18 protein-coding genes, 2 pseudogenes and 1 riboswitch are annotated in these 18,079 nt (G+C 35.3%); of the genes and pseudogenes, 9 read left to right on the top strand and 11 right to left on the bottom strand.

All coding sequences use genetic code 11. From position 1 onward, the window contains the following. Window positions 1-92: 92 nt before the first annotated feature. From UtA1_RS17785 to UtA1_RS04260, 5 genes are all read right to left on the bottom strand, one after another. Entirely contained in the window at window positions 93-1,406 is a 1,314-nt protein-coding gene (locus tag UtA1_RS17785) for a globin-coupled sensor protein (RefSeq protein WP_096550146.1), read from the bottom strand. Window positions 1,407-1,738: 332 nt separating this feature from the next. After that, window positions 1,739-2,098, bottom strand: a complete 360-nt coding sequence (locus UtA1_RS04275) for a radical SAM family protein (RefSeq protein ID WP_232019898.1) — start codon at window positions 2,096-2,098, stop codon at window positions 1,739-1,741. A 134-nt stretch (window positions 2,099-2,232) separates the two neighbouring features. Then, the gene (locus tag UtA1_RS04270; protein ID WP_096550145.1) at window positions 2,233-2,793 is read right to left on the bottom strand and encodes a DUF4256 domain-containing protein; all 561 of its coding nucleotides are present in this window, start codon (window positions 2,791-2,793) and stop codon (window positions 2,233-2,235) included. 173 nt (window positions 2,794-2,966) lie between these two features. Then, the gene (locus UtA1_RS04265; protein WP_096550144.1) at window positions 2,967-3,830 is read right to left on the bottom strand and encodes a thermonuclease family protein; all 864 of its coding nucleotides are present in this window, start codon (window positions 3,828-3,830) and stop codon (window positions 2,967-2,969) included. 301 nt (window positions 3,831-4,131) lie between these two features. After that, entirely contained in the window at window positions 4,132-4,707 is a 576-nt protein-coding gene (locus UtA1_RS04260) for a hypothetical protein (protein WP_096550143.1), read from the bottom strand. A gap of 149 nt (window positions 4,708-4,856) precedes the next feature. Here UtA1_RS04260 and mscL point away from each other — a divergent pair, with 149 nt between their 5' ends. Beyond that, window positions 4,857-5,252, top strand: coding sequence for a large conductance mechanosensitive channel protein MscL (mscL, locus tag UtA1_RS04255; protein ID WP_096550142.1), 396 nt, complete (start codon window positions 4,857-4,859; stop codon window positions 5,250-5,252). Between the two features lie 81 nt (window positions 5,253-5,333). Here the strand turns inward: mscL and UtA1_RS04250 are convergent. Continuing rightward, a pseudogene (locus UtA1_RS04250) lies at window positions 5,334-5,597 on the bottom strand (GyrI-like domain-containing protein); the annotation flags it as partial. A 237-nt stretch (window positions 5,598-5,834) separates the two neighbouring features. On the opposite strand from UtA1_RS04250, the gene UtA1_RS04245 reads away from it, so the two are divergent. Then, window positions 5,835-6,326 (top strand): hypothetical protein, encoded by a 492-nt coding sequence (locus tag UtA1_RS04245; RefSeq protein ID WP_096550141.1) that lies wholly within the window; start codon window positions 5,835-5,837, stop codon window positions 6,324-6,326. Between the two features lie 226 nt (window positions 6,327-6,552). Beyond that, window positions 6,553-6,888: pseudogene (locus UtA1_RS04240) on the top strand (winged helix-turn-helix transcriptional regulator). 172 nt (window positions 6,889-7,060) lie between these two features. Here UtA1_RS04240 and UtA1_RS04235 read toward each other — a convergent pair. The 4 genes from UtA1_RS04235 to UtA1_RS04215 all read right to left on the bottom strand — a co-directional run bounded on the left by UtA1_RS04235 (window position 7,061) and on the right by UtA1_RS04215 (window position 11,426). After that, complete coding sequence (locus UtA1_RS04235) at window positions 7,061-8,251, bottom strand: MFS transporter (RefSeq protein ID WP_096550140.1); 1,191 nt, start codon at window positions 8,249-8,251, stop codon at window positions 7,061-7,063. A 701-nt stretch (window positions 8,252-8,952) separates the two neighbouring features. Further along, the gene (gene erm, locus UtA1_RS04230) at window positions 8,953-9,813 is read right to left on the bottom strand and encodes a 23S ribosomal RNA methyltransferase Erm (RefSeq protein ID WP_096550139.1); all 861 of its coding nucleotides are present in this window, start codon (window positions 9,811-9,813) and stop codon (window positions 8,953-8,955) included. A gap of 618 nt (window positions 9,814-10,431) precedes the next feature. After that, window positions 10,432-10,953, bottom strand: coding sequence for a GNAT family N-acetyltransferase (locus UtA1_RS04220; protein WP_096550138.1), 522 nt, complete (start codon window positions 10,951-10,953; stop codon window positions 10,432-10,434). A gap of 20 nt (window positions 10,954-10,973) precedes the next feature. Further along, the gene (locus UtA1_RS04215; protein WP_096550137.1) at window positions 10,974-11,426 is read right to left on the bottom strand and encodes a MarR family winged helix-turn-helix transcriptional regulator; all 453 of its coding nucleotides are present in this window, start codon (window positions 11,424-11,426) and stop codon (window positions 10,974-10,976) included. Between the two features lie 167 nt (window positions 11,427-11,593). After that, window positions 11,594-11,705: riboswitch (TPP riboswitch) on the top strand. 53 nt (window positions 11,706-11,758) lie between these two features. Between UtA1_RS04215 and UtA1_RS04210 the strand changes: the two genes are divergently transcribed. From UtA1_RS04210 to UtA1_RS04185, 6 genes are read left to right on the top strand one after another with little or no spacing between them, the layout of a single operon-like run. Next, complete coding sequence (locus UtA1_RS04210; protein WP_096550136.1) at window positions 11,759-12,847, top strand: LuxE/PaaK family acyltransferase; 1,089 nt, start codon at window positions 11,759-11,761, stop codon at window positions 12,845-12,847. Further along, entirely contained in the window at window positions 12,844-14,283 is a 1,440-nt protein-coding gene (locus UtA1_RS04205) for an acyl-CoA reductase (RefSeq protein ID WP_096550135.1), read from the top strand. The genes UtA1_RS04210 and UtA1_RS04205 overlap by 4 nt, the downstream gene beginning before the upstream one ends. A 12-nt stretch (window positions 14,284-14,295) precedes the next feature. Continuing rightward, window positions 14,296-15,045 carry an ABC transporter ATP-binding protein gene (locus tag UtA1_RS04200; protein WP_096550134.1) on the top strand — a complete coding sequence of 250 codons (750 nt, stop codon included), beginning with the start codon at window positions 14,296-14,298 and terminating at the stop codon, window positions 15,043-15,045. Beyond that, a complete protein-coding gene (locus UtA1_RS04195) occupies window positions 15,042-15,791 on the top strand; it encodes an ABC transporter permease (protein ID WP_016839012.1) in 750 nt (249 codons plus the stop codon). The genes UtA1_RS04200 and UtA1_RS04195 overlap by 4 nt, the downstream gene beginning before the upstream one ends. A gap of 5 nt (window positions 15,792-15,796) precedes the next feature. Continuing rightward, entirely contained in the window at window positions 15,797-16,798 is a 1,002-nt protein-coding gene (locus UtA1_RS04190) for an ABC transporter substrate-binding protein (RefSeq protein WP_096552399.1), read from the top strand. Then, on the top strand, window positions 16,795-17,559 hold the full coding sequence (locus tag UtA1_RS04185; RefSeq protein ID WP_096550133.1) for an SDR family oxidoreductase: 765 nt from the start codon (window positions 16,795-16,797) through the stop codon (window positions 17,557-17,559). The genes UtA1_RS04190 and UtA1_RS04185 overlap by 4 nt, the downstream gene beginning before the upstream one ends. Window positions 17,560-17,755: 196 nt before the next feature. Here the strand turns inward: UtA1_RS04185 and UtA1_RS04180 are convergent, their stop codons facing one another. Beyond that, the gene (locus UtA1_RS04180) at window positions 17,756-17,944 is read right to left on the bottom strand and encodes a hypothetical protein (protein ID WP_096550132.1); all 189 of its coding nucleotides are present in this window, start codon (window positions 17,942-17,944) and stop codon (window positions 17,756-17,758) included. Between the last annotated feature and the right edge of the window lie 135 nt (window positions 17,945-18,079).

Below are 18,079 nucleotides of genomic sequence, written 5' to 3'. Positions count from 1 at the left end.
AAATTATTCATATTGCAAATAAAAAATGATCATCGAATTGATGATCATTTTACAAACAGTATATTAAATTTACTTATCCCGCCCGATGCTCTCTATAGATTAACAGTTTTTTCATATAATTCTCTTGCTTGATTAGCAACCTTTAAAGTATATTGATTGATATTATCTATGGTTTCAACGAGAGTTTCTAAGTCATTACCAACCGTTTCAATCTGCTTTTTATTTTCTTGCAGTGCATTTTCAATTTGATTAAATGTCTTTTTCACTTTTATTCCACTTTCTAACCCGGTTGTTACCGTTTCTCGAATAGTTCGAGTTGTAGAAACTGTATTTTCCGTAATTTTAGATGTATTTTCTATAATCTCAGTAATTTGTTTTACTGATTCTTTAGACTGGTTCGCTAATTTTCGTACTTCTTCTGCTACAACCGCAAAACCTTTTCCGTGTTCTCCAGCTCTTGCAGCCTCAATTGCTGCATTTAACGCTAAAAGATTTGTTTGGTCAGCAATTTGGGTAACGATGGATATAATGTTATTGATTTTTTCAGAAGATTTTTGTTGTTCTAAAACAAGATCTTCCATTTCTTTTGTTCTCTCTGAAATGGATACGATTTTTTCCTCCAAATGTTCCATTAAAATATTTCCACCGCTAGTATTCTTCTCCATTTCTTTTACTTGACCAATATAACTTTTAGTATAGTTTTTAATTTCTAATGAATAATCGATAATTTCTTTGATGGAATTTGTTGTCTCCTCTGACAATTGCGCTAAATTTTTCATAATGAGGGAAAGATTATTTTTTAATTCATCTTTCACTTGATTATGCTGTAATTCGATATATTGTTTTTTCTCTTTTTCATACTCTTCTAAAACTATTTGTGTTTCAAAATTTATAAGTTTTATACTTAGAACTGTTGCTTTTTCGATACTTTCTTTTGACCAATTACTTCGATTGATAATGTTAATAATTGAATTTAAGATATTTTGAAAAGCCCCGATATACCATTTCGGCAATAAGCCAATTTTTAAATGTACTTGGGCAATGCGCATTCTTTTCTGAATAAATTCTTCATTTATTTTTCCAGAAAACATTTCTAATATATGTACACTAAGGGTCTTTTTCAATCGTTCCACTGTACTATGTTGATTAATAATACTCTTTAGTTGTGGAATGGAGCTTAATGCATCATAGAAAGTGTCTACTATTTCTTCAATTGATTTTTCAATGTATGGTTTAATACAAGTTAATAAGTTTAAATCTTCTTCTGTTAAATGAATCAATTTTAATTGTGCATAAACGTCTGAATCTCTACTAATTTCCAGTAAATTTTCCTGTTGGCTGTTCACTCCAATCCATTTAGGCTCTTCGTAATTAGGATTTTTACTGATTCTTCTAAAAATGGCCAACTCTACCCCTCCTTTTTAACCAATTGACACTACAACGCACCATTATATATTCCCCATTCCCCTTATAACAAACAGGAAGATAACTTGAATATAAATTACTTTTTTCTTATTATCATACTATCATTTTTTTATAAATCATGTCTTTATAATCGAAATATCCATAGAAAAATTTATCAAAAATAAAAATATAGACAATATTAACTATTATTTTAAAACATTCACAATAGTTTTTGTTAATTTTAGGAATAATAGTAATGAAATGTTTGTGACAATTTATCTATCCAACAGAACATTCCGACTATTATTTCTCATGTACTTTCTAAAACGAATATTTATTTTAAAAAAGCTTCTTGTTTAGAAACCCGAATCATTTCGTTTGGAAAATATCGCTTAAAATATTCAGCCACTTTTATATGTAAATCTTGTTTGTACCATTCTGAAAAATGATTTTCTACAAAAAGATCTGGCATTTTTAATCGCAACGAACGTTTCCCGTCCGCACCATCGCCAATTGTTAATGTATCAATCCAAATATAATCCACTTTATCTTTTAACCTTTTTGGGAATTCATGAGTAAATGGTAATACAGGGGAGACGGCAGCTTGTGTTGTAATATTAGCATCATGCAATTTTTTAAGAACCTCTAATCTCTTGTTAATACTTGGGGCATAAGGAGCAAAAATTTGTTTCACATCCTCTCGATCAGTTTCAATTGTCAGTGAAACAATCAGCTTACATTATAGGTAAATAATTTCCAATATACAACGTTAAAATCGAAAGAACTTAGGATTATCCTAATCTCTTTCGATTGAATACTGCGAATTGATTATACCTTTAATAATCCACGAAATCCTCTTGAGCTGTAATAAGAATCTGCTCCGTTGTGGTAAACAAAAACGTGGCCATAGCGATAATCACAAAATAAAGCTCCACCCCGTTCTCGGATATCTGCCGGCGTCTTTATCCAACTGGAAGTTTTTGTATCAAACGGCTCTAACTTTTGCAGTTCTCGATATTGTTCTTCCGTTAGTATTTCAATTCCCATTTCTTTTGCCATATCCATGGCGCTATTTTCTGGTTTATGCTTTTTCCTAGCTTCTAATGCCTCTCGATCGTAGCACAAGCTTCTGCGTCCTTTAGGACTTTCTTTCGAACAATCACAAAAAAGATATTCTCCTGTCTTCTCATCAAACCCGATGACATCTGGTTCGCCCTCCGTTTTTTCCATTTCATTTAACGACCATAGCTTCATAGGATTCGCTTCAAGCTTTTGTTGAACTTGATCCCACTTAAGTCCTTCATGACGGTGCATATTTTTTACAAACCGTTCTTTCAATACGTTAAACAATTCTACTTTTTGCTCCTCGGTTAATTCGCGATTTTCCATGTAGAACCTCCTCTTATTTCCCCTTTGCAATTCTAAGGTCTCAACAAGCATCATTTTCGTTTTACTTTCTATTTTACCCCTTTTAAAAGGATATAGTCTGATATCATTTCAAAAAAGGAATTGAGATAAAAAATGCCTCTACATAATAGTAGAAGCAAAAATTATTTTGATGATTATCTTTGACTTGGTCTGAATCCTGCTTGTTCCGCTTCTTCTCGACTGCAGAAGTATCGCTCACCTTTTGAAAGATCGATTTTGGTCACATCATAAAATTGTTGACCCGGCATGTGATAAATTTTTTCACCATTTGATGAAATATTTCCTTTGATATTACAATCTCCTGAGGTGTTTGAATTTGGTTGATTATTTGTTTTTTCATTATTCCCTACATGTTCTTCTATTACTTCTTTATGAAATCCATCTTCTTGTGCATAGTTTTCAATGCTCCAAATACCAATCCCTTTCTTTTGAGCCTCTTTTTGAATTTCATAGTATCGGTCTACATATTTTGTATTCGGTACATAGACGTAAGCAACCCTTGCTAGTCCATTTCTTAACAATTCTTCTTGAACACTTTTCCCATCAACATAAACGTAATATAAAAGGCGACCGTATTTATCCCGTTCACTCACATCTTTTTCAAGTTGAACAGTTTTGCCTTCTAACATCTTCTTCGTAAAGGCTTTTGCCTCTTGGCCAAAGGGTTGTTCACCGAGCCGTGGATGGTTTGTTTCCGGTGTATCTACAAGTAAAAATCTTACGGATTCTACTTTTCCATTAATCTTTACTTTAATAGTATCTCCGTCCACAACTGATACGACTTCCGCATCGAATGTTTTAATATCCGCTGGCAGCTCAGAGTTTACCGGAATTTGTTGTTCTTCATTAGGGTTAACATCTGTCGATTCATCCGCTCGATCCTCTATTAGATTATCCTCTAGTTCTTTTTCATCTAAATAATCTGCACCTTCACTGGCACAACCAAATAACATCACGATGGAAAGTAAAACATATAGTAGGAACATTCTTTTTTTCAATGTTGCTCTCTCCTTTGTTGCATTGGCATATACATTTTTCTACAATACTTCATTAGTATATAAAATATTTAACTGTTATTGTAACAATTACAAATAAAGTTTTTTCTTTGCAATATAATTATTGAATTTATCGATTCCAACATATTAAATTAATAAATTTTTGTAAAATGCATTTACAAAGAATCAATAAATTAGAGAGTATAATTGACTTTCATAACTCACTACAACAGACTATATTATAAATAATAAACTCCATTATGAACTTATTAGTTTCATAATGGAGTTATTAAAATTTAACTTCTTAAATAATATTTGAAATTACATAGGAAAAGATAAATGTAAAGAATACGATTGCAAGTACAATGCCTAAAACAATTGCTACAAGTACAGATTTCCAAGTGTAGCCTTTCAATTCCTTTACTGAAGAATAATCAATTTTTCGATTGTGGATAAGCAGCGAAACATTTGCTGTTATCAATAATAAAATTGTGATTCCAACAAACATTCCAATCATATCTGGCCGGAGAAAATTCACTGTAGAATTCCAATTCATATAAGATTGTAGTAATGCAATACAACCTATTATCAAATAAACAATGTTTTTTAATTTGCTCTGCTTATACCATTCATCACCTAGTTTTTCTTTTTCATAGATCGCTACTTTTTCATAAATTGGAATGATTGACTTTGTAGACCCGCCTTTTTTCATCCGAACACCCGCATGAATGAAACATAGTATCCCTAGTACAAGAAGAATATGGGCAATGTTCATTGAAAAAAATATCATTAAATAAAAAAGTATAAGGCATGATAACAAAATGACATTTGTTACGGCTAATTGCTTCATTCTTAAATTTTTGATTTCATGTCCATTCATTTCTCCCACCCCTCAGGTATTTAAGTGTTTTATGGAAAATATTTCTATATTTATTATACACAATCTGTTAATTCCTGAGAACCAAGTGGTTTATGAAATAACATTTAAGGGAATAGGTTAACGAAATGCATTAATATTGGAGGCTTTTTATGTGGAAAGAATTTAAAGAATTCGCTATGAAAGGAAATGTAATTGATCTTGCCATTGCGGTCGTGATTGGTGCTGCATTTGGGCAAATTGTTTCTTCTCTAGTGGACAACATCATCATGCCGCTTGTCGGCATTCTTACAGGAGGAATAGATTTTACGAAGTCATTTATATGGCAAGTGGGAGATGCAACTGTTTCCTTTGGAATATTCCTTCAAAGTGTTATGGACTTCTTAATCATTTCTTTTGCCATATTTATGTTTATTCGAATCATAAATAAGATAGCAAAAAAGAAAAAAGAAGAAGCTGTGGAAGAAAGCGCACCTGAGTTAGATACGAAGGAAGAGTTATTAAAGGAAATTCGCGACTTATTAAAAGCCCAAAATACAAATAATTAAAGTTTGTAGTGATTGGGTAAAAAAATAGGCATAACATATTCTATTAAATATGTTATGCCTATTTCTACTCATCCTATTAATTTAACTTCCCTTTTTCTTTACAGCAAACCAAATCTCGCTATACACATTGTTCATATCACTTAAATCGCCTGTAAAGGAAATGTTGGGAGCTTCTACTAATTCATAATCCGATGAAGGTAGCCATTCTGAAGCAACTTTTGCCCAAGTCTCTTGCATGACGTTTGGAAATGGCCCTTTTGATGAAAAAATCGCCCAAGTAAGTGCAGGAACTTCAACGACATCAAATTCTTCAAAATCTAAGTTTTTTGTAGTTAAGTAGCCAATCGTAAAAACATGTTGTGGAAAACTCGGAAGATTCGGAAATCAAATTAATAAAATCTGAAACACAAAAAGACCCGAAAACATAAATTCGGGTCTTTGTAAGTTTTATCCAAAGTCTTTTTACATCTTTCCAACATATAATGATTTAAATCCAAAAAGCTTTTCTCAATTTACATTATCCAAAGGCAATGTGTAATCAATTATAACTGGTATTCCCCCATAATTTTATTGGAGGTTTCTATGACAAATTTTTATTCATTCAGTGGAACTGTTACTGCCATTAGCGATTTTTTTACAGGTCAACGTGATGAAATTGAGGGCTGCAATAAATTGTTTACCGTTGAAAATGACGATGGTTTAATTGTTCATTTTATTGTTTCCCCTTCAACTTACTTCATTGATCAAGAAACAGTCAAAATTGGGGATAAGGTGACTGGTTATTATGATGGAGACTTACCCGCCATCCTCATTTACCCACCCCGATATCAAACGATAGTGATGGTGAAAGAGTATCCAAATCGAAATGTAAAAGTAAGTTATTTTAACCATCAACTATTGAGCAGTGATGGCCAATTGCAATTACATTTAACTCCTTCTACTCCCATATTGTTAACAAATGGTCAGTTCTTTTCAAAATATCCTGGGAACCGCGATTTAGTCGTGATTTATGGTCCAACAACTCGTAGCATTCCTGCACAAACTACTCCATATCGCATCATCGTTTTATGTTAAACTTACTATTTCTCCATGATGACAATCCCCAATCGTTAGAAGATCTTCTTACAATTGGGGATATTACTTATTTCACCAACTATGCGTTCTATCGTATTTAAGCACTCCTCTAGAACCCCTCTTTCAAATTTCTGTTCACAATGCTAATATAGTCAGTAAAGTAAAAAAAGGAAGTACAACTTAAAAGCATCATAATTGACAAAAAGATACTAAAGGAGTAATTAGAATAAATATAGAACCAGATTTTTGTCGTGTTGAAGATGCTTTAGGCATATTAGTCGGAAAATGGAAACCCATTATCTTATTGCATTTATTGAAAAATGGTACTCAAAGATTTAGTGATTTAAAACGAAGTATACCTGGAATTACACAAAAAATGCTGACCAATCAATTACGTGAGTTAGAAAACGAGGATATTATTCAGCGTGTTGTCTATCCATAGATTCCTCCTAAAGTGGAATATTCGATTACCGAGTACGGCCGGAGCTTAGAACCAATCTTACACGCAATGCACGAATGGGGAACAAACCATATCCAGCATAAAAAACAAAAAAATGAATGAATCGATGAGTAAATAAATACTTAAAACACCCAGCTTCTTCGCTAGATAGCTGGGTGTTTTCAAAAAGTAAAAGAAAGAATCATTCACATTCTGGCTCAATATCCAATTATCCTAACCTTCATTTCACCTTGCAATAATATGACTTGCTTAAACGACGGTTTGCTTCCCACCATTATCTTGTGCTTTTCCCTTGAATGTGTAATGTGTTAACACTTCTTTTTGCGGTTGCTGCAAATTGAAAAATCATCATTATTAGAACAATCACTATCATTCCAACTACTGCAGAAGTAAAGCTGTTCGTTGCGTCATAAATCCAACCGAGAATAATAGGACCTAATGCACCAATTACATAACCAGCAGATTGTATCATGGCCGACCAAGAGGCTGCTTCATGAGCGTTATCTGTAGCATCAATTGGCAAAAGAAGATTTAAAGGAAACAATCCGCCTGCTCCAATACCTATCAATGCAGAAGCTAGCAACGGTTCAATATTTAGCACGAGTAAAATAAATCCAACAAGTTCTATTATGGATTCTACAATCAACCAGAAACGACGGGAGTGAAACCTTCTTAACAAAATTGGAAGCACTAGGCTAACTGGTATTTGCACGACTACGAAAATTGTTAATGCGATTGCGGCGTAATCTTTCGTGTACCCCATTCCTTGGATGATTTGAGGTAGCCATGCCGTAATTGAGTAAAATAGCATACCCATCAGACCAAAGGACAATGTAAGAATCCATGCTTTACCGTTCCCCCACGGCAATTGAACTTTTGTTCCAGAAGTAGCAGTGTGAGCTGATTTTTTGACTTGTTGATTTACAAATAACCACCAGATAACTGCAGCTACAAATGCTATAATTGCCCAAAATGCAAGGGAAGTTTGCCAGGAGTTAAAGCTATTCTCTAGCGATGTAGAGAGTGCAGAACTAATTGCTGCCCCCAAAGTCAGAGCTACGGTATATACTGAAACCATAAAAGGTACTTGATTAGGAAAATGCTCTTTAATGAAACCAGACAACAGTGGACCTATCAAAGCGATACCGATACCTGCAATTATAGCTGTTGTTACTAGAAATGATACAGAATCTGTGAACAAACGAATAACAGTACCAACTCCAATAATTAAAAGCGATAAGCCGATTACCCGTTCAATTCCCCATTTTCCCCCAGCTTTCACGGCGATTGGAGAAAAAAGACCCATACAAAGCACTGGAATGGCAGTCAACAAACTTGCGACAGCTGCACTCATTCCAAGATCTGTTCTAATGCTCTCTAGTAAAGGGGCGATTGAGTTAATAGCTGGACGTAGATTTAGCGAAGCCATAAATAAAGCGATAATTAATAAGACACTTTTTTTCATCTAATATCCCAACTTTCTTTATGCTTTAATTAGATTCATTCAAAAAAGTACCGTTTCTATAATCTTCACATACTTGTTGAATATCTTCTTATTCATAACGAATGGGCTCCTGCCAAAAACAAGTTCACCATGTCGTTCCCAAGGACCCGATTCGATAATCTTTTGTTGCAAGTTTTGTTTTAAATCCCTCCATTAAATTGTTTTGTTCAACGAAATCCATTATGCCAATGAAGTATGAAAGTGATAAGTAGGCACTTTAATGTGGTTTAGTTTCTTTGAAGATACTATTGGAGATGTAGCAAGGTTAAGACTATAAAATTTAATATTTACTTCCCTCTTTTCTCCGTTCTGGCTTGTATCAAATATTCTGTTAATGTTATTAAATTCTTCCATTTAATTAATAGAAAAGAAGTTGATACTTAACTGGCTTAAATATAATAAAAAAGGAGAATCCTTCTTTTACTTTTGTACATGATGAATGTAATGGATATCCTGAAAGTTTTTTAAAACCTAAAAAAATATAAACCCATGAAATTTTGCAATGTGCAAAACTTCATGGGCTATTTTTCTATTTAGGAGGATTTTATCCTAACATCTGCTTCAATTTCCATTCTAAATACATCTTGTTATTCAGATTTTATTGTTTAGTATGAGGTAAAGTAATTAGATTACCTTCAATTATAATGTTTATATTCCTTCATTTATCGTTTAGAATTTTTCCATTTGATTAATTTCCGCTTGTCTAATTTAGGCCATCTGTGTTTTGGAACATATTTTACCATCGTTTCAAACAACATACCCCATTGCTCTATTGATAGGATGCCAACTGGCGTTTCACTTTTTATGCCCAAACTTCTTTTAACCCTTTTGATTTGCTGTGCTGTAAAAATGCCCCTTAATGCAAAGTCAATTGGCATCTGCGGGTTTTGCAATACATAGTCTGCGAATCCCCAAAAAATGAAATAATCTTTATAAGGAACTTTTGGATTTACTTTTCTTTTTATCGTAATCAGTGCCGAATCTACTTTTGGTTGGGGAGAAAAGTTTTTCTTAGAAATTTCTTTTACGTATCGAATATCAAACCACATTCTCCAAGCAATGATATATGGATCCTTCACAAATTGAGAGGTGAATCTTTTTGCCGCTCCCTTTTCCATTACTATTGCTCCTCTCTGAAATCCACTTATCGGATGATTCAATAACATCTTCATAATGGGCGTCGTAATCGAATAGGGAATATTCGAAACAACGATAAAAGGTTCTTTCGGCAATTGAATTTGTAATATATCGTGATGAATGATTTTAACATTACCGGTTTCAGCAAATTTCTCTTTTAATAAACTTACAAATTTTCCTTCATATTCTATAGCCAGTATCCCCCTTGCTTTTTTACTTAACACCGACGTCAATGCACCTTTTCCAGCACCAAACTCTAAAACTAAATCATGTCGAGTTACATTTGCAATTTCTACTATTTCATTTATTAATTTCTTATTATGCATTAAATGTTGTCCTAAAAAATTGGGTGGTTCACTTCTTCGATGTTTACGATTTTTAGTCATTAATTCTTCTTCCTTTCTAAAAAAATCACAAGCATCTGCTTGCGATTTAGAGCAAATGGAAGAAGATCCGCCCTCATTAGTTTGGAATAACATATTGACAAGATAGGCATCAAAAAAGGACTTGTACTTAGGTGTAGTACAAATCTATCGAAAGAAAGTGAAATTCCTTAATAATAGAAAAAAGGCAGAAATAATCTGCCTTCGGAAATGACGTTATTAACCCATTAATTAATATCAACCATAAATAGTGATATTACAAAAATGTGGTTCAAAAATGAAAAATGAAGATTATTAAAAAAGGACAGACTACTCCCATTTACTCTGCCGTTCACAAGCAGAGCCTTTGAACATATTCAATTCATTAGTTCAAAGTTGGGAAACGTAGTCTCATTGAGTGTGTCACTTTTTTAATAATCCTCCTTTAATGATGAATACAAAAACAGTATATTGGTCCTGAATCAAATTGTCAAATGGAACTATTGGGGACAGTCTATGTGTTCGAACCTAATGATAAATATGATTTGTTTGACGAATGCGAAAGTTTATTAACTGAATCATGAAATATAGAATCATAAGAAATGAAATTTATATGCCAATATTTCAGTATATACATGCTAATCAACCTTCCAATGTTTTGATCATAATCAAGTCAGTCTGCTCTTCATCCCCCATATAAAAGGAATGAGATTCTTTTTGAACAAATCCCATTTTCTTATAAAAACCAATTGCATTTTCGTTCTTTTCCCAAACCCCAAGCCAAATTTTCTTTTTATTCCATTCCTTTGCAACTTCAATCGCTTTATTTAGCAAGGCTTTTCCAAGTCCATGCTTCTGAAATTTCTCTCGAATATAAATTCTTTCAATTTCAAGGAATTCATCGCCCATTTTTTCCGTCTGAGCATCATCACTATTGACTTTTAAGTAACCCGCCAATTCATTTTGGTAATAGACAAAGAAAAATTGTGAATGAATATTGGATAGCTCTTTCTCTAATTGTTTTATATTAAATGCCTTTTCTAAATATACTTTCATATTTTCAGGTGAATTTTGATCTTTAAATGTGTAATAAAACGTTTCAATGCCCACTTCTTGTAATGTGTGCAAATCTTCAAGGGTACATGTTTTTATTTTAATTGTCATAGTGAACATCTCTCCTCATATCAATAATTTCGTTTGTTTCCCTTCTTAACGTATTCCCAATCTTTTTCAACATTTTTTCTTACCCGCTCTAAAAGATTGAATAATGTTTCCACTTCTGCTTCAGATAATCCTTGTAAAGCTACAGCGTTAGAATGATCATGTTCTCTTATTAAAAACGGATAAACATTATTGCCTTTCTCGGTCGCATAGAGTTTCTTAATTTTTTTATTTTGTGGATCCTCTCGCTTTTCAACAAATCCGTTCATTTCTAGTTTTTTTATGGCGCGTGATGCAGTTGTCCGATCCACTTTGATCATTTCAGCCAACTTTTCTTGAATAATTCCCGGGTTCTCACATATTCGTACAAGGTACAAATACTGACCTTTTGTTAAGTCATATTCTTTAAACTCGATATTACTGATTGAATCTAGTGCTCGTGCTATCATCCCAATTTCACGAAGAACTTCTTTCATAATGAACTCCTTCATTTTTATTGCAAATGCAATATTTTTAATTCATTTTAATCAAACTTTGTTGCATTTGCAACAAAAAATAATTGAATATCTACATAATTTTAGGGTGATAATTCAAAAGAATTTGCAATCTTTCATAAGAATAAGTAGACTTTATATTGAAATTGAATATATTAACCGGGGGCTTGCGGAAGCAGGCTGAGAGTACGACTAATCCGTCGTTGACCGTTTGAACCTGATTTGGGTAATGCCAGCGCAGGGAGTGTAGTAAGTCGAATTATGCACTTTGCTTAGGCAGAGTGCATTTTATTTTGCGGAAAGGGTGAAAACCGATGACTCAGCAACGAGAAATCATAGAGGAACTTTCTCAATTTATCAAAAAGAATCAAGCTTCAGAAGAAGAGTTTAATAGCTTGGCTTTACATATTTTTAATTATCAATACAAACATAATCTCCCCTATCAAACATTTTGCCGCCAAAAAGGAAAGACACCGCGGCTTGTGAAAAATTGGCGAGACATTCCTTATGTGCCGATGAATGCCTTTAAAGAGGTTCCATTGACATGTACAAATCCAGAGGCAGCAGTCAGAGTCTTTATGACAAGCGGAACAACCCAAGGAAAACAAGGCAAACACTATCATTCCACTCTCGAAATCAGGGAACTTTCCATGATCATCAACTTTAAAGAACGGTTTATGAAAGAAACAGATCGCATTCGCATGGGAATTTTGTTTCCAACTGAAGAGGAAATGCCGCACTCATCCTTAGCCCATTATTTAGCCCTAGTCATGAAAGAGTTTGGCACAGAGGACAGCTGCTATTTATTAAAAGAGAACGGCTTACATATGGAAAAAATCATCAGTGAGCTGGAACATGCCGAAAAAACAGGCGAACCATATGCGTTACTCGGAGCAAGCTTTAGTTTTGTTCATTTGTTTGAGGAATTGGAGCGTTTAGGAAAAACGTTTAATCTGCCTAGGGGGAGCAAAATTCTTGATACTGGTGGTTATAAAAATAAATCCAAGGAATTGGATTTAAATGAATTTTATCAGTTGCTTGAAAGATATTTCGGTGTGGAAAGAATCAATTGCATCAATATGTACGGGATTACGGAGTTAAGTACACAATTTTATGATAATGGCAATGAGGTCGTTCCATCTGTGAAGACAGGACCTAGTTGGATTCGTACGAGAGTCATCAATCCATTAACAGGTGAAGAGGTTGCAGAAGGAGAACGTGGCGTTTTAGTTCATTATGATTTAGCCAACTTCAATTCCGTATTGGCGGTTGCTACTGAAGATGTAGGAATGGCGGTTGATGAAGGATTTTATCTGTTCGGTAGAGTTCAAGGGGCCGAGGCAAGGGGATGCTCGCTAGCGGTAGAAGAATTTATTCAAATGGCGAAAGGAACAGCACAATGAGAATAACGGCTGGGTATATTCCAAATATCGGAGAATCGAAATTTGATAAGAAAATCCTGAAGTTTCAGGATTTAGAAGTGGAACTGCCTCTCCTTACATTAGAGCAAATGCAGAGGGTCATTGACACGGTGAAAAGAGAAAGTGCGGAAATCTTAAAATCACTGTCGGTATCAACAGTAGTGGACATCATCGGTTATGTAACGGAACAATTTTTGGACCGCAGTTCATCTTATCGACAGCAGGCGGAAAAGTTGCTTCCGATTGTCACCGGCTATGATGAGGAGGTAATTCGCCTTGGTCTTACATCTTTTTTAAAAACATTTCGCAAGCACGAACTCCAGCGTTTCCTAGTAGAAGATTTAGGAAATCCATTATTATTAGATCATTTTCAGCCGCGCGCAAAAGGTGGTTTTTCAAAAGCAATTGGACCAGAACTCATCACCCATGTATGGGCAGGGAATGTTCCAGCACTGCCTATTTGGAGTTTCGTATCTGGTCTGCTAGTAAAAGCAGGAAATATCGGAAAAGTTTCAAGTTCTGAACCTCTTTTTGCCGGCTGGTTTGCAAAAGCCTTAGCAGAGGCCGAGCCGAGTCTTGCCAATTGCTTTGCAGTTGTGTGGTGGAAAGGCGGCGATGAAAAGCGAGAGAAGATGATATTTGAAAAGTCGAATCTCGTTATCGGATACGGTAACAACGAAACGCTGCAAGCTTTAAAAAAACAAGTTCCCATTACTACTCGCTTTTTACCTTTTGGTCATAAAGTAAGCTTCGGCATCATTTCAAAATCTGCCTTAGATGCGCACAAAGCATGGCGAATTGCTCATCAAGCCGCACTTGATGTCATTCGTTACGATCAGCAAGGTTGTTACTCACCGCACTTATTTTATGTGCAAAAAGGCGGAAAAGTATCGCCAGTGGAATTTGCCCGCTTGATTGCGGGGGAGCTAGAAAACTTCGAAAAGCGTTATCCAAGGCGTAAGCTTTCCATGGAAGAATCAGTTGCTCTTGCTTCATGGCGGCAAAAGGAAGAAATGAGCACTTTTACAGCAACAGGAAAAGAAGTGCTTGGAACTTCCACACATCAATGGACGGTCGTTTATGAAGAAGAGGAAAAAGTTTTTACGGCAAGTCCGTTGAATCGAGTAATTCGGGTTATTTCTTTTGAAAAATTAGAAGACATTCTGCCATACATCAAGCCATACCGCTCATTTCTTCAAACGATTGGAATGGCCGCAACCCCTAAAGAACTTTTCCACTGGGCAGAGTTGTTGGCTAACGTTGGCGTAACACGAATCACAGCACTAGGAAAAATGACTTCCCCTGAAGCAGGTTGGCATCATGATGGACGGTTCAATCTACTGGATTTAATTCAAATGGTAGACATCGAATCATCGGCAATAGTGGATAGTGAACAATTTGCTCCTTATGTTGATTAGGAGGTTTTTAATATGAGTTTTTTGGTAATGGAGGATGTAACATACAGTTATGAACAAGGAAAAAATCAAATTTTACGTGGGATTAGCTGGGAAATCAATAAAGGAGAGTTTCATTGTCTGCTTGGAAAAAGCGGCTGCGGAAAAACGACCTTATTAAAGCTTGCTGCTGGCCTGCTTTCATCTGAGAATGGAAGCATTCGCCTGCAAGGAACGGAAGTAATCAAACCTTTACCTAATTGTAGTTTTGTCTTTCAAACTCCAACTCTATTGGAATGGAAAACAGTTATTGAAAATGTGCTTCTCCCTATTAAATTGAAACGGAAAATCAGAAGTGAGGATATGGAGCAGGCAATGGAATACTTAGAGCTTGTTGGCTTAGCCTCTTATCGAGATTGTTATCCTTTACAGCTTTCCGGTGGACAACAAAGCCGGGTCGCTCTTGCACGAGCCTTAATGCAAAAGCCTTCTTTATTATTTTTGGACGAGCCTTTTGCAGCATTAGATGCCATTACAAGAGAAGAACTGCAAGATGATCTTTTAAAAATGTGCAATATGCATAATATTACTGTGCTCTTTATTACCCATGATATTGAGGAAGCAGTATATTTATCCGATAAAGTTGCTGTCATGGCACATGGAGAAATTGTCTATCAAACCCCAATCATGCTTGAACGCCCACGTAGAATGGAAATGAGATACGAGACTTATTTTAACGAACTATGTTTCACGTTACGTCAAGTAATGAATGGTGAACGCTTATGAAAAAAACATCCGTTTATTCATTCTTATTATTCATTTTTTTACTAGTTATTTGGGAAATATCATCCAAGTCCTATTCCGAACTTGTATTACCAGCTCCTTCTGTAATAGTACTCACCCTTGTTGATGGACTTTTAAACGGCTATTTTACACAGCATATTCAACGGACTGCCGCTGAAGTAATTCTTGGTCTCTTTTTTGGTGGTGCAGCTGGATTTACAGTAGGAGTTCTAATGGGAGAAGTGGCCTTTTTACGTAAGCTTCTCTTTCCTTATATTATAGTGAGTCAAGCAGTTCCCAAGCTGGCATTGGCTCCGTTATTTATTCTTTGGTTTGGCTTCGGCATGACGTCCAAAGTTGTTATTACTGCACTTGTATGCTTTTTCCCATTGCTTGAAAATACAGTAACAGCGATTCAGTCAAGCGATACACAAAAGCAGGAACTATTTAAAATGCTTGGTGCAACACGGCTACAAACATTAATTCACTTAAAAATTCCTTCTGGTATGCTGGGCATTTTAGCTGGACTTCGTGTTTCGGTTGTCCTTGCAATTGTGGGGGCGGTTGTCGGAGAATTTATCGGCGGCAGTGAAGGACTAGGGGCGCTTATTATCGCAACCCAAGCAATGATGGATACCGCCCTTATGTTTGCCACATTAATTTTATTAACAATTTTCGGTATGATTCTTTACTTAACTGTATCTTGGCTTGAAAAAATGTGGATGAAAAGATTGAAGAAGGAGATATGAAAGATATGAAGTTGAAACATATAATCATCGCATTTCTTTTATTACTTCTAACAGCATGCGGTTCAAAAGAGGAAGGCTCGAATGAAAAAGAATCATTTGCACAGCTGACAGTTGCACTCTGGAGCCAGCCTATTACAGAATCTGTCAACCTATTAGTCGATGATGAAAAAGGATTTTTCAAAGAAAAAGGCATTGATTTGAAGGTGATTCCCGGTGCTGGTGGTGGAGATGCTATTAAAAATATTCTTTCCGGTAAAGCAGATATTGCCTTTACTGACCCTGGATCTCTTTATTTTGCTTTAGACAAAGGAGAAAAATTAAAAGTTATTTATAATATTTATCCACAGAACGTGTTCAATATTGTGGCGTTAAAAGAAAGCGGTATTGAAAAGCCAGAAGATTTGAAAGGAAAAACAATTGGTGTTTACAGCCTAACAAGTGGAACGCGACAAAACTTATTAATCCTTCTCCACCAAGTTGGTTTGACGGAGGATGATGTCAAGATTGTGGAAACAGGCATATCAAATTTTGCCCCACTAATACAGGGTCAAGTGGATGCAACTGCAGCAACTGATACCGGATTATACCTTGCAAAACAAAAAGGATTAGGCGATGTAAATATAATTGAAGTGAGAGATTATTTAAATATACCAAGTGATGTCTTTGTTGTGACAGAAAAAACGTACGAAGAGAAAAAAGAGGAATTGAAGCGTTTCGTTGCCGCATACAGAGAAAGCGCCCAATGGATGCTTGAAAATCCGGAAGAAGCTGCAAAACTTGCGAAAGAATTTGCTATTGATGGAAAAGATGAAAACATCAATTTAGAGATAATTAAGCTACGTAATGCTTCTTCAGTTTCAGAAGATACGGAGATAAAAGTATTAGGTGCTATTGATGCCGATGTATTACAAAAGGGAGCAGACACATATCAACAGTTAGGTTTAGTGAATAATCAATTGGACATGTCACAAGTCATGACTGAGGAATTTTTGGAGGCAGAGCAATGAACTTTGAGGGTAAAGTTGTCCTAGTTACCGGAGCAAGCCGCGGCATTGGTGCAGCAATTGCTCGTGCTTTTGCAAAGGAAGGGGCTTTTGTCATTGTCAATTATTTGCAGAATAAAATGCTTGCTGAAAAAGTGACAGCTGAATGCATACAGCTTGGTGGTGACGGTTATGCCATTCAAGGAGATGTTACATCTGAAGAGGCTGTGAATCAAATGATTGAGGAGATTATGTTAGAAGCAGGCAAAATTGATGTAGTCGTTAACAATGCCTTTAAATCTTTTCAGTTTAATCCTGAAACTCGCAAGTTAGCTTGGGAAGTGCAATGGGAAGACTATCAGGGGCAAATTGATGGAGCAGTACGCTCAGCCCATTATATTTGCCAAGCAGTCATCCCCATCATGAAAAAACAAAGCCAGGGCAGTATCATTAATATCATTACGAACTTAGTTGAACGCCCCATCGTCCCGTATCATGAATACAATACTGCCAAGACCGCACTTATGGGGTATAGTAGAAATTTGGCTGCCGAAGTCGGCTCCTTTGGCATCCGCGTCAATTGCGTCGCCCCTGGTCTAGTTTATCCAACAGATGCGAGCCGAACAACAAAGGAAAATCTAAAGGAGCTGATTATCGCTCAAACGCCGTTAAAGCGAATTGCCACTCCAGAAGATATTGCTGGTCCTGTTCTGTTTTTAGCCTCTGACTGGAGCCGCTTTATGACAGGACAAACTCTTTATGTCGACGGCGGGTTTGTAATGTAGTAAGGGATTGCTCGCAGTATTTTATGCTGCAGCAATCGCTATTTTTTTTTAAGACAAATTATATAAATAAAAAAACTCCTATTTGTATTGCAGTACAAATAAGAGTTTAAATAAAGTTTGTTTCCATGCTACCTCCTGAATTTATGTCGTTAATAAGAGGGTTCGGGTTTCAATATTCCATAATACAAATACTATTTCATTTATCAGAATCCCCATGCTCACTGTCTACAGTAAAGTCAGCAAATTTACGTATTGCTCCATCGACAAACATTTGATGGTCAATATCCAGTTGATTATATAAAGCTTCAAATTCTTTTTCATCCATTATTTCGATTTCGTTCATGATTTTAGCCACAATTTCTTTTTGCTTAGAATTACTCACCATACCACTCAACTCCTTTCATTGATTTGTTAATTTAATCATATTGAATTTTTTAATTACCATTTTTTACAATACAGTGTCGTTCTTGAACAATCTATGTAGTTTGTTTGTTTATAGCGTATACTCCGTTTCGAATTG

It is taken from the genome of Ureibacillus thermosphaericus (assembly GCF_002370195.2).
Lineage (GTDB): Bacteria > Bacillota > Bacilli > Bacillales_A > Planococcaceae > Ureibacillus > Ureibacillus thermosphaericus.
Note: the sequence above shows the minus strand (reverse complement) of the source record. Positions and strands in the feature narration are given on the sequence as shown.

Excerpts from the sequence above, each read along its gene's own strand:
- UtA1_RS04270 (WP_096550145.1), bottom strand. The coding sequence starts at position 2,793 with ATGGAAAATCGCGAATTAACCGAGGAGCAAAAAGTAGAATTGTTTAAC.
- UtA1_RS04260 (WP_096550143.1), bottom strand. The coding sequence starts at position 4,707 with ATGAATGGACATGAAATCAAAAATTTAAGAATGAAGCAATTAGCCGTA.
- mscL (WP_096550142.1), top strand. The coding sequence starts at position 4,857 with ATGTGGAAAGAATTTAAAGAATTCGCTATGAAAGGAAATGTAATTGAT.
- UtA1_RS04245 (WP_096550141.1), top strand. The coding sequence starts at position 5,835 with ATGACAAATTTTTATTCATTCAGTGGAACTGTTACTGCCATTAGCGAT.
- UtA1_RS04235 (WP_096550140.1), bottom strand. The coding sequence starts at position 8,251 with ATGAAAAAAAGTGTCTTATTAATTATCGCTTTATTTATGGCTTCGCTA.
- erm (WP_096550139.1), bottom strand. The coding sequence starts at position 9,813 with ATGACTAAAAATCGTAAACATCGAAGAAGTGAACCACCCAATTTTTTA.
- UtA1_RS04220 (WP_096550138.1), bottom strand. The coding sequence starts at position 10,953 with ATGACAATTAAAATAAAAACATGTACCCTTGAAGATTTGCACACATTA.
- UtA1_RS04215 (WP_096550137.1), bottom strand. The coding sequence starts at position 11,426 with ATGAAAGAAGTTCTTCGTGAAATTGGGATGATAGCACGAGCACTAGAT.
- UtA1_RS04210 (WP_096550136.1), top strand. The coding sequence starts at position 11,759 with ATGACTCAGCAACGAGAAATCATAGAGGAACTTTCTCAATTTATCAAA.
- UtA1_RS04205 (WP_096550135.1), top strand. The coding sequence starts at position 12,844 with ATGAGAATAACGGCTGGGTATATTCCAAATATCGGAGAATCGAAATTT.
- UtA1_RS04200 (WP_096550134.1), top strand. The coding sequence starts at position 14,296 with ATGAGTTTTTTGGTAATGGAGGATGTAACATACAGTTATGAACAAGGA.
- UtA1_RS04195 (WP_016839012.1), top strand. The coding sequence starts at position 15,042 with ATGAAAAAAACATCCGTTTATTCATTCTTATTATTCATTTTTTTACTA.
- UtA1_RS04190 (WP_096552399.1), top strand. The coding sequence starts at position 15,797 with ATGAAGTTGAAACATATAATCATCGCATTTCTTTTATTACTTCTAACA.
- UtA1_RS04185 (WP_096550133.1), top strand. The coding sequence starts at position 16,795 with ATGAACTTTGAGGGTAAAGTTGTCCTAGTTACCGGAGCAAGCCGCGGC.
- UtA1_RS04180 (WP_096550132.1), bottom strand. The coding sequence starts at position 17,944 with ATGGTGAGTAATTCTAAGCAAAAAGAAATTGTGGCTAAAATCATGAAC.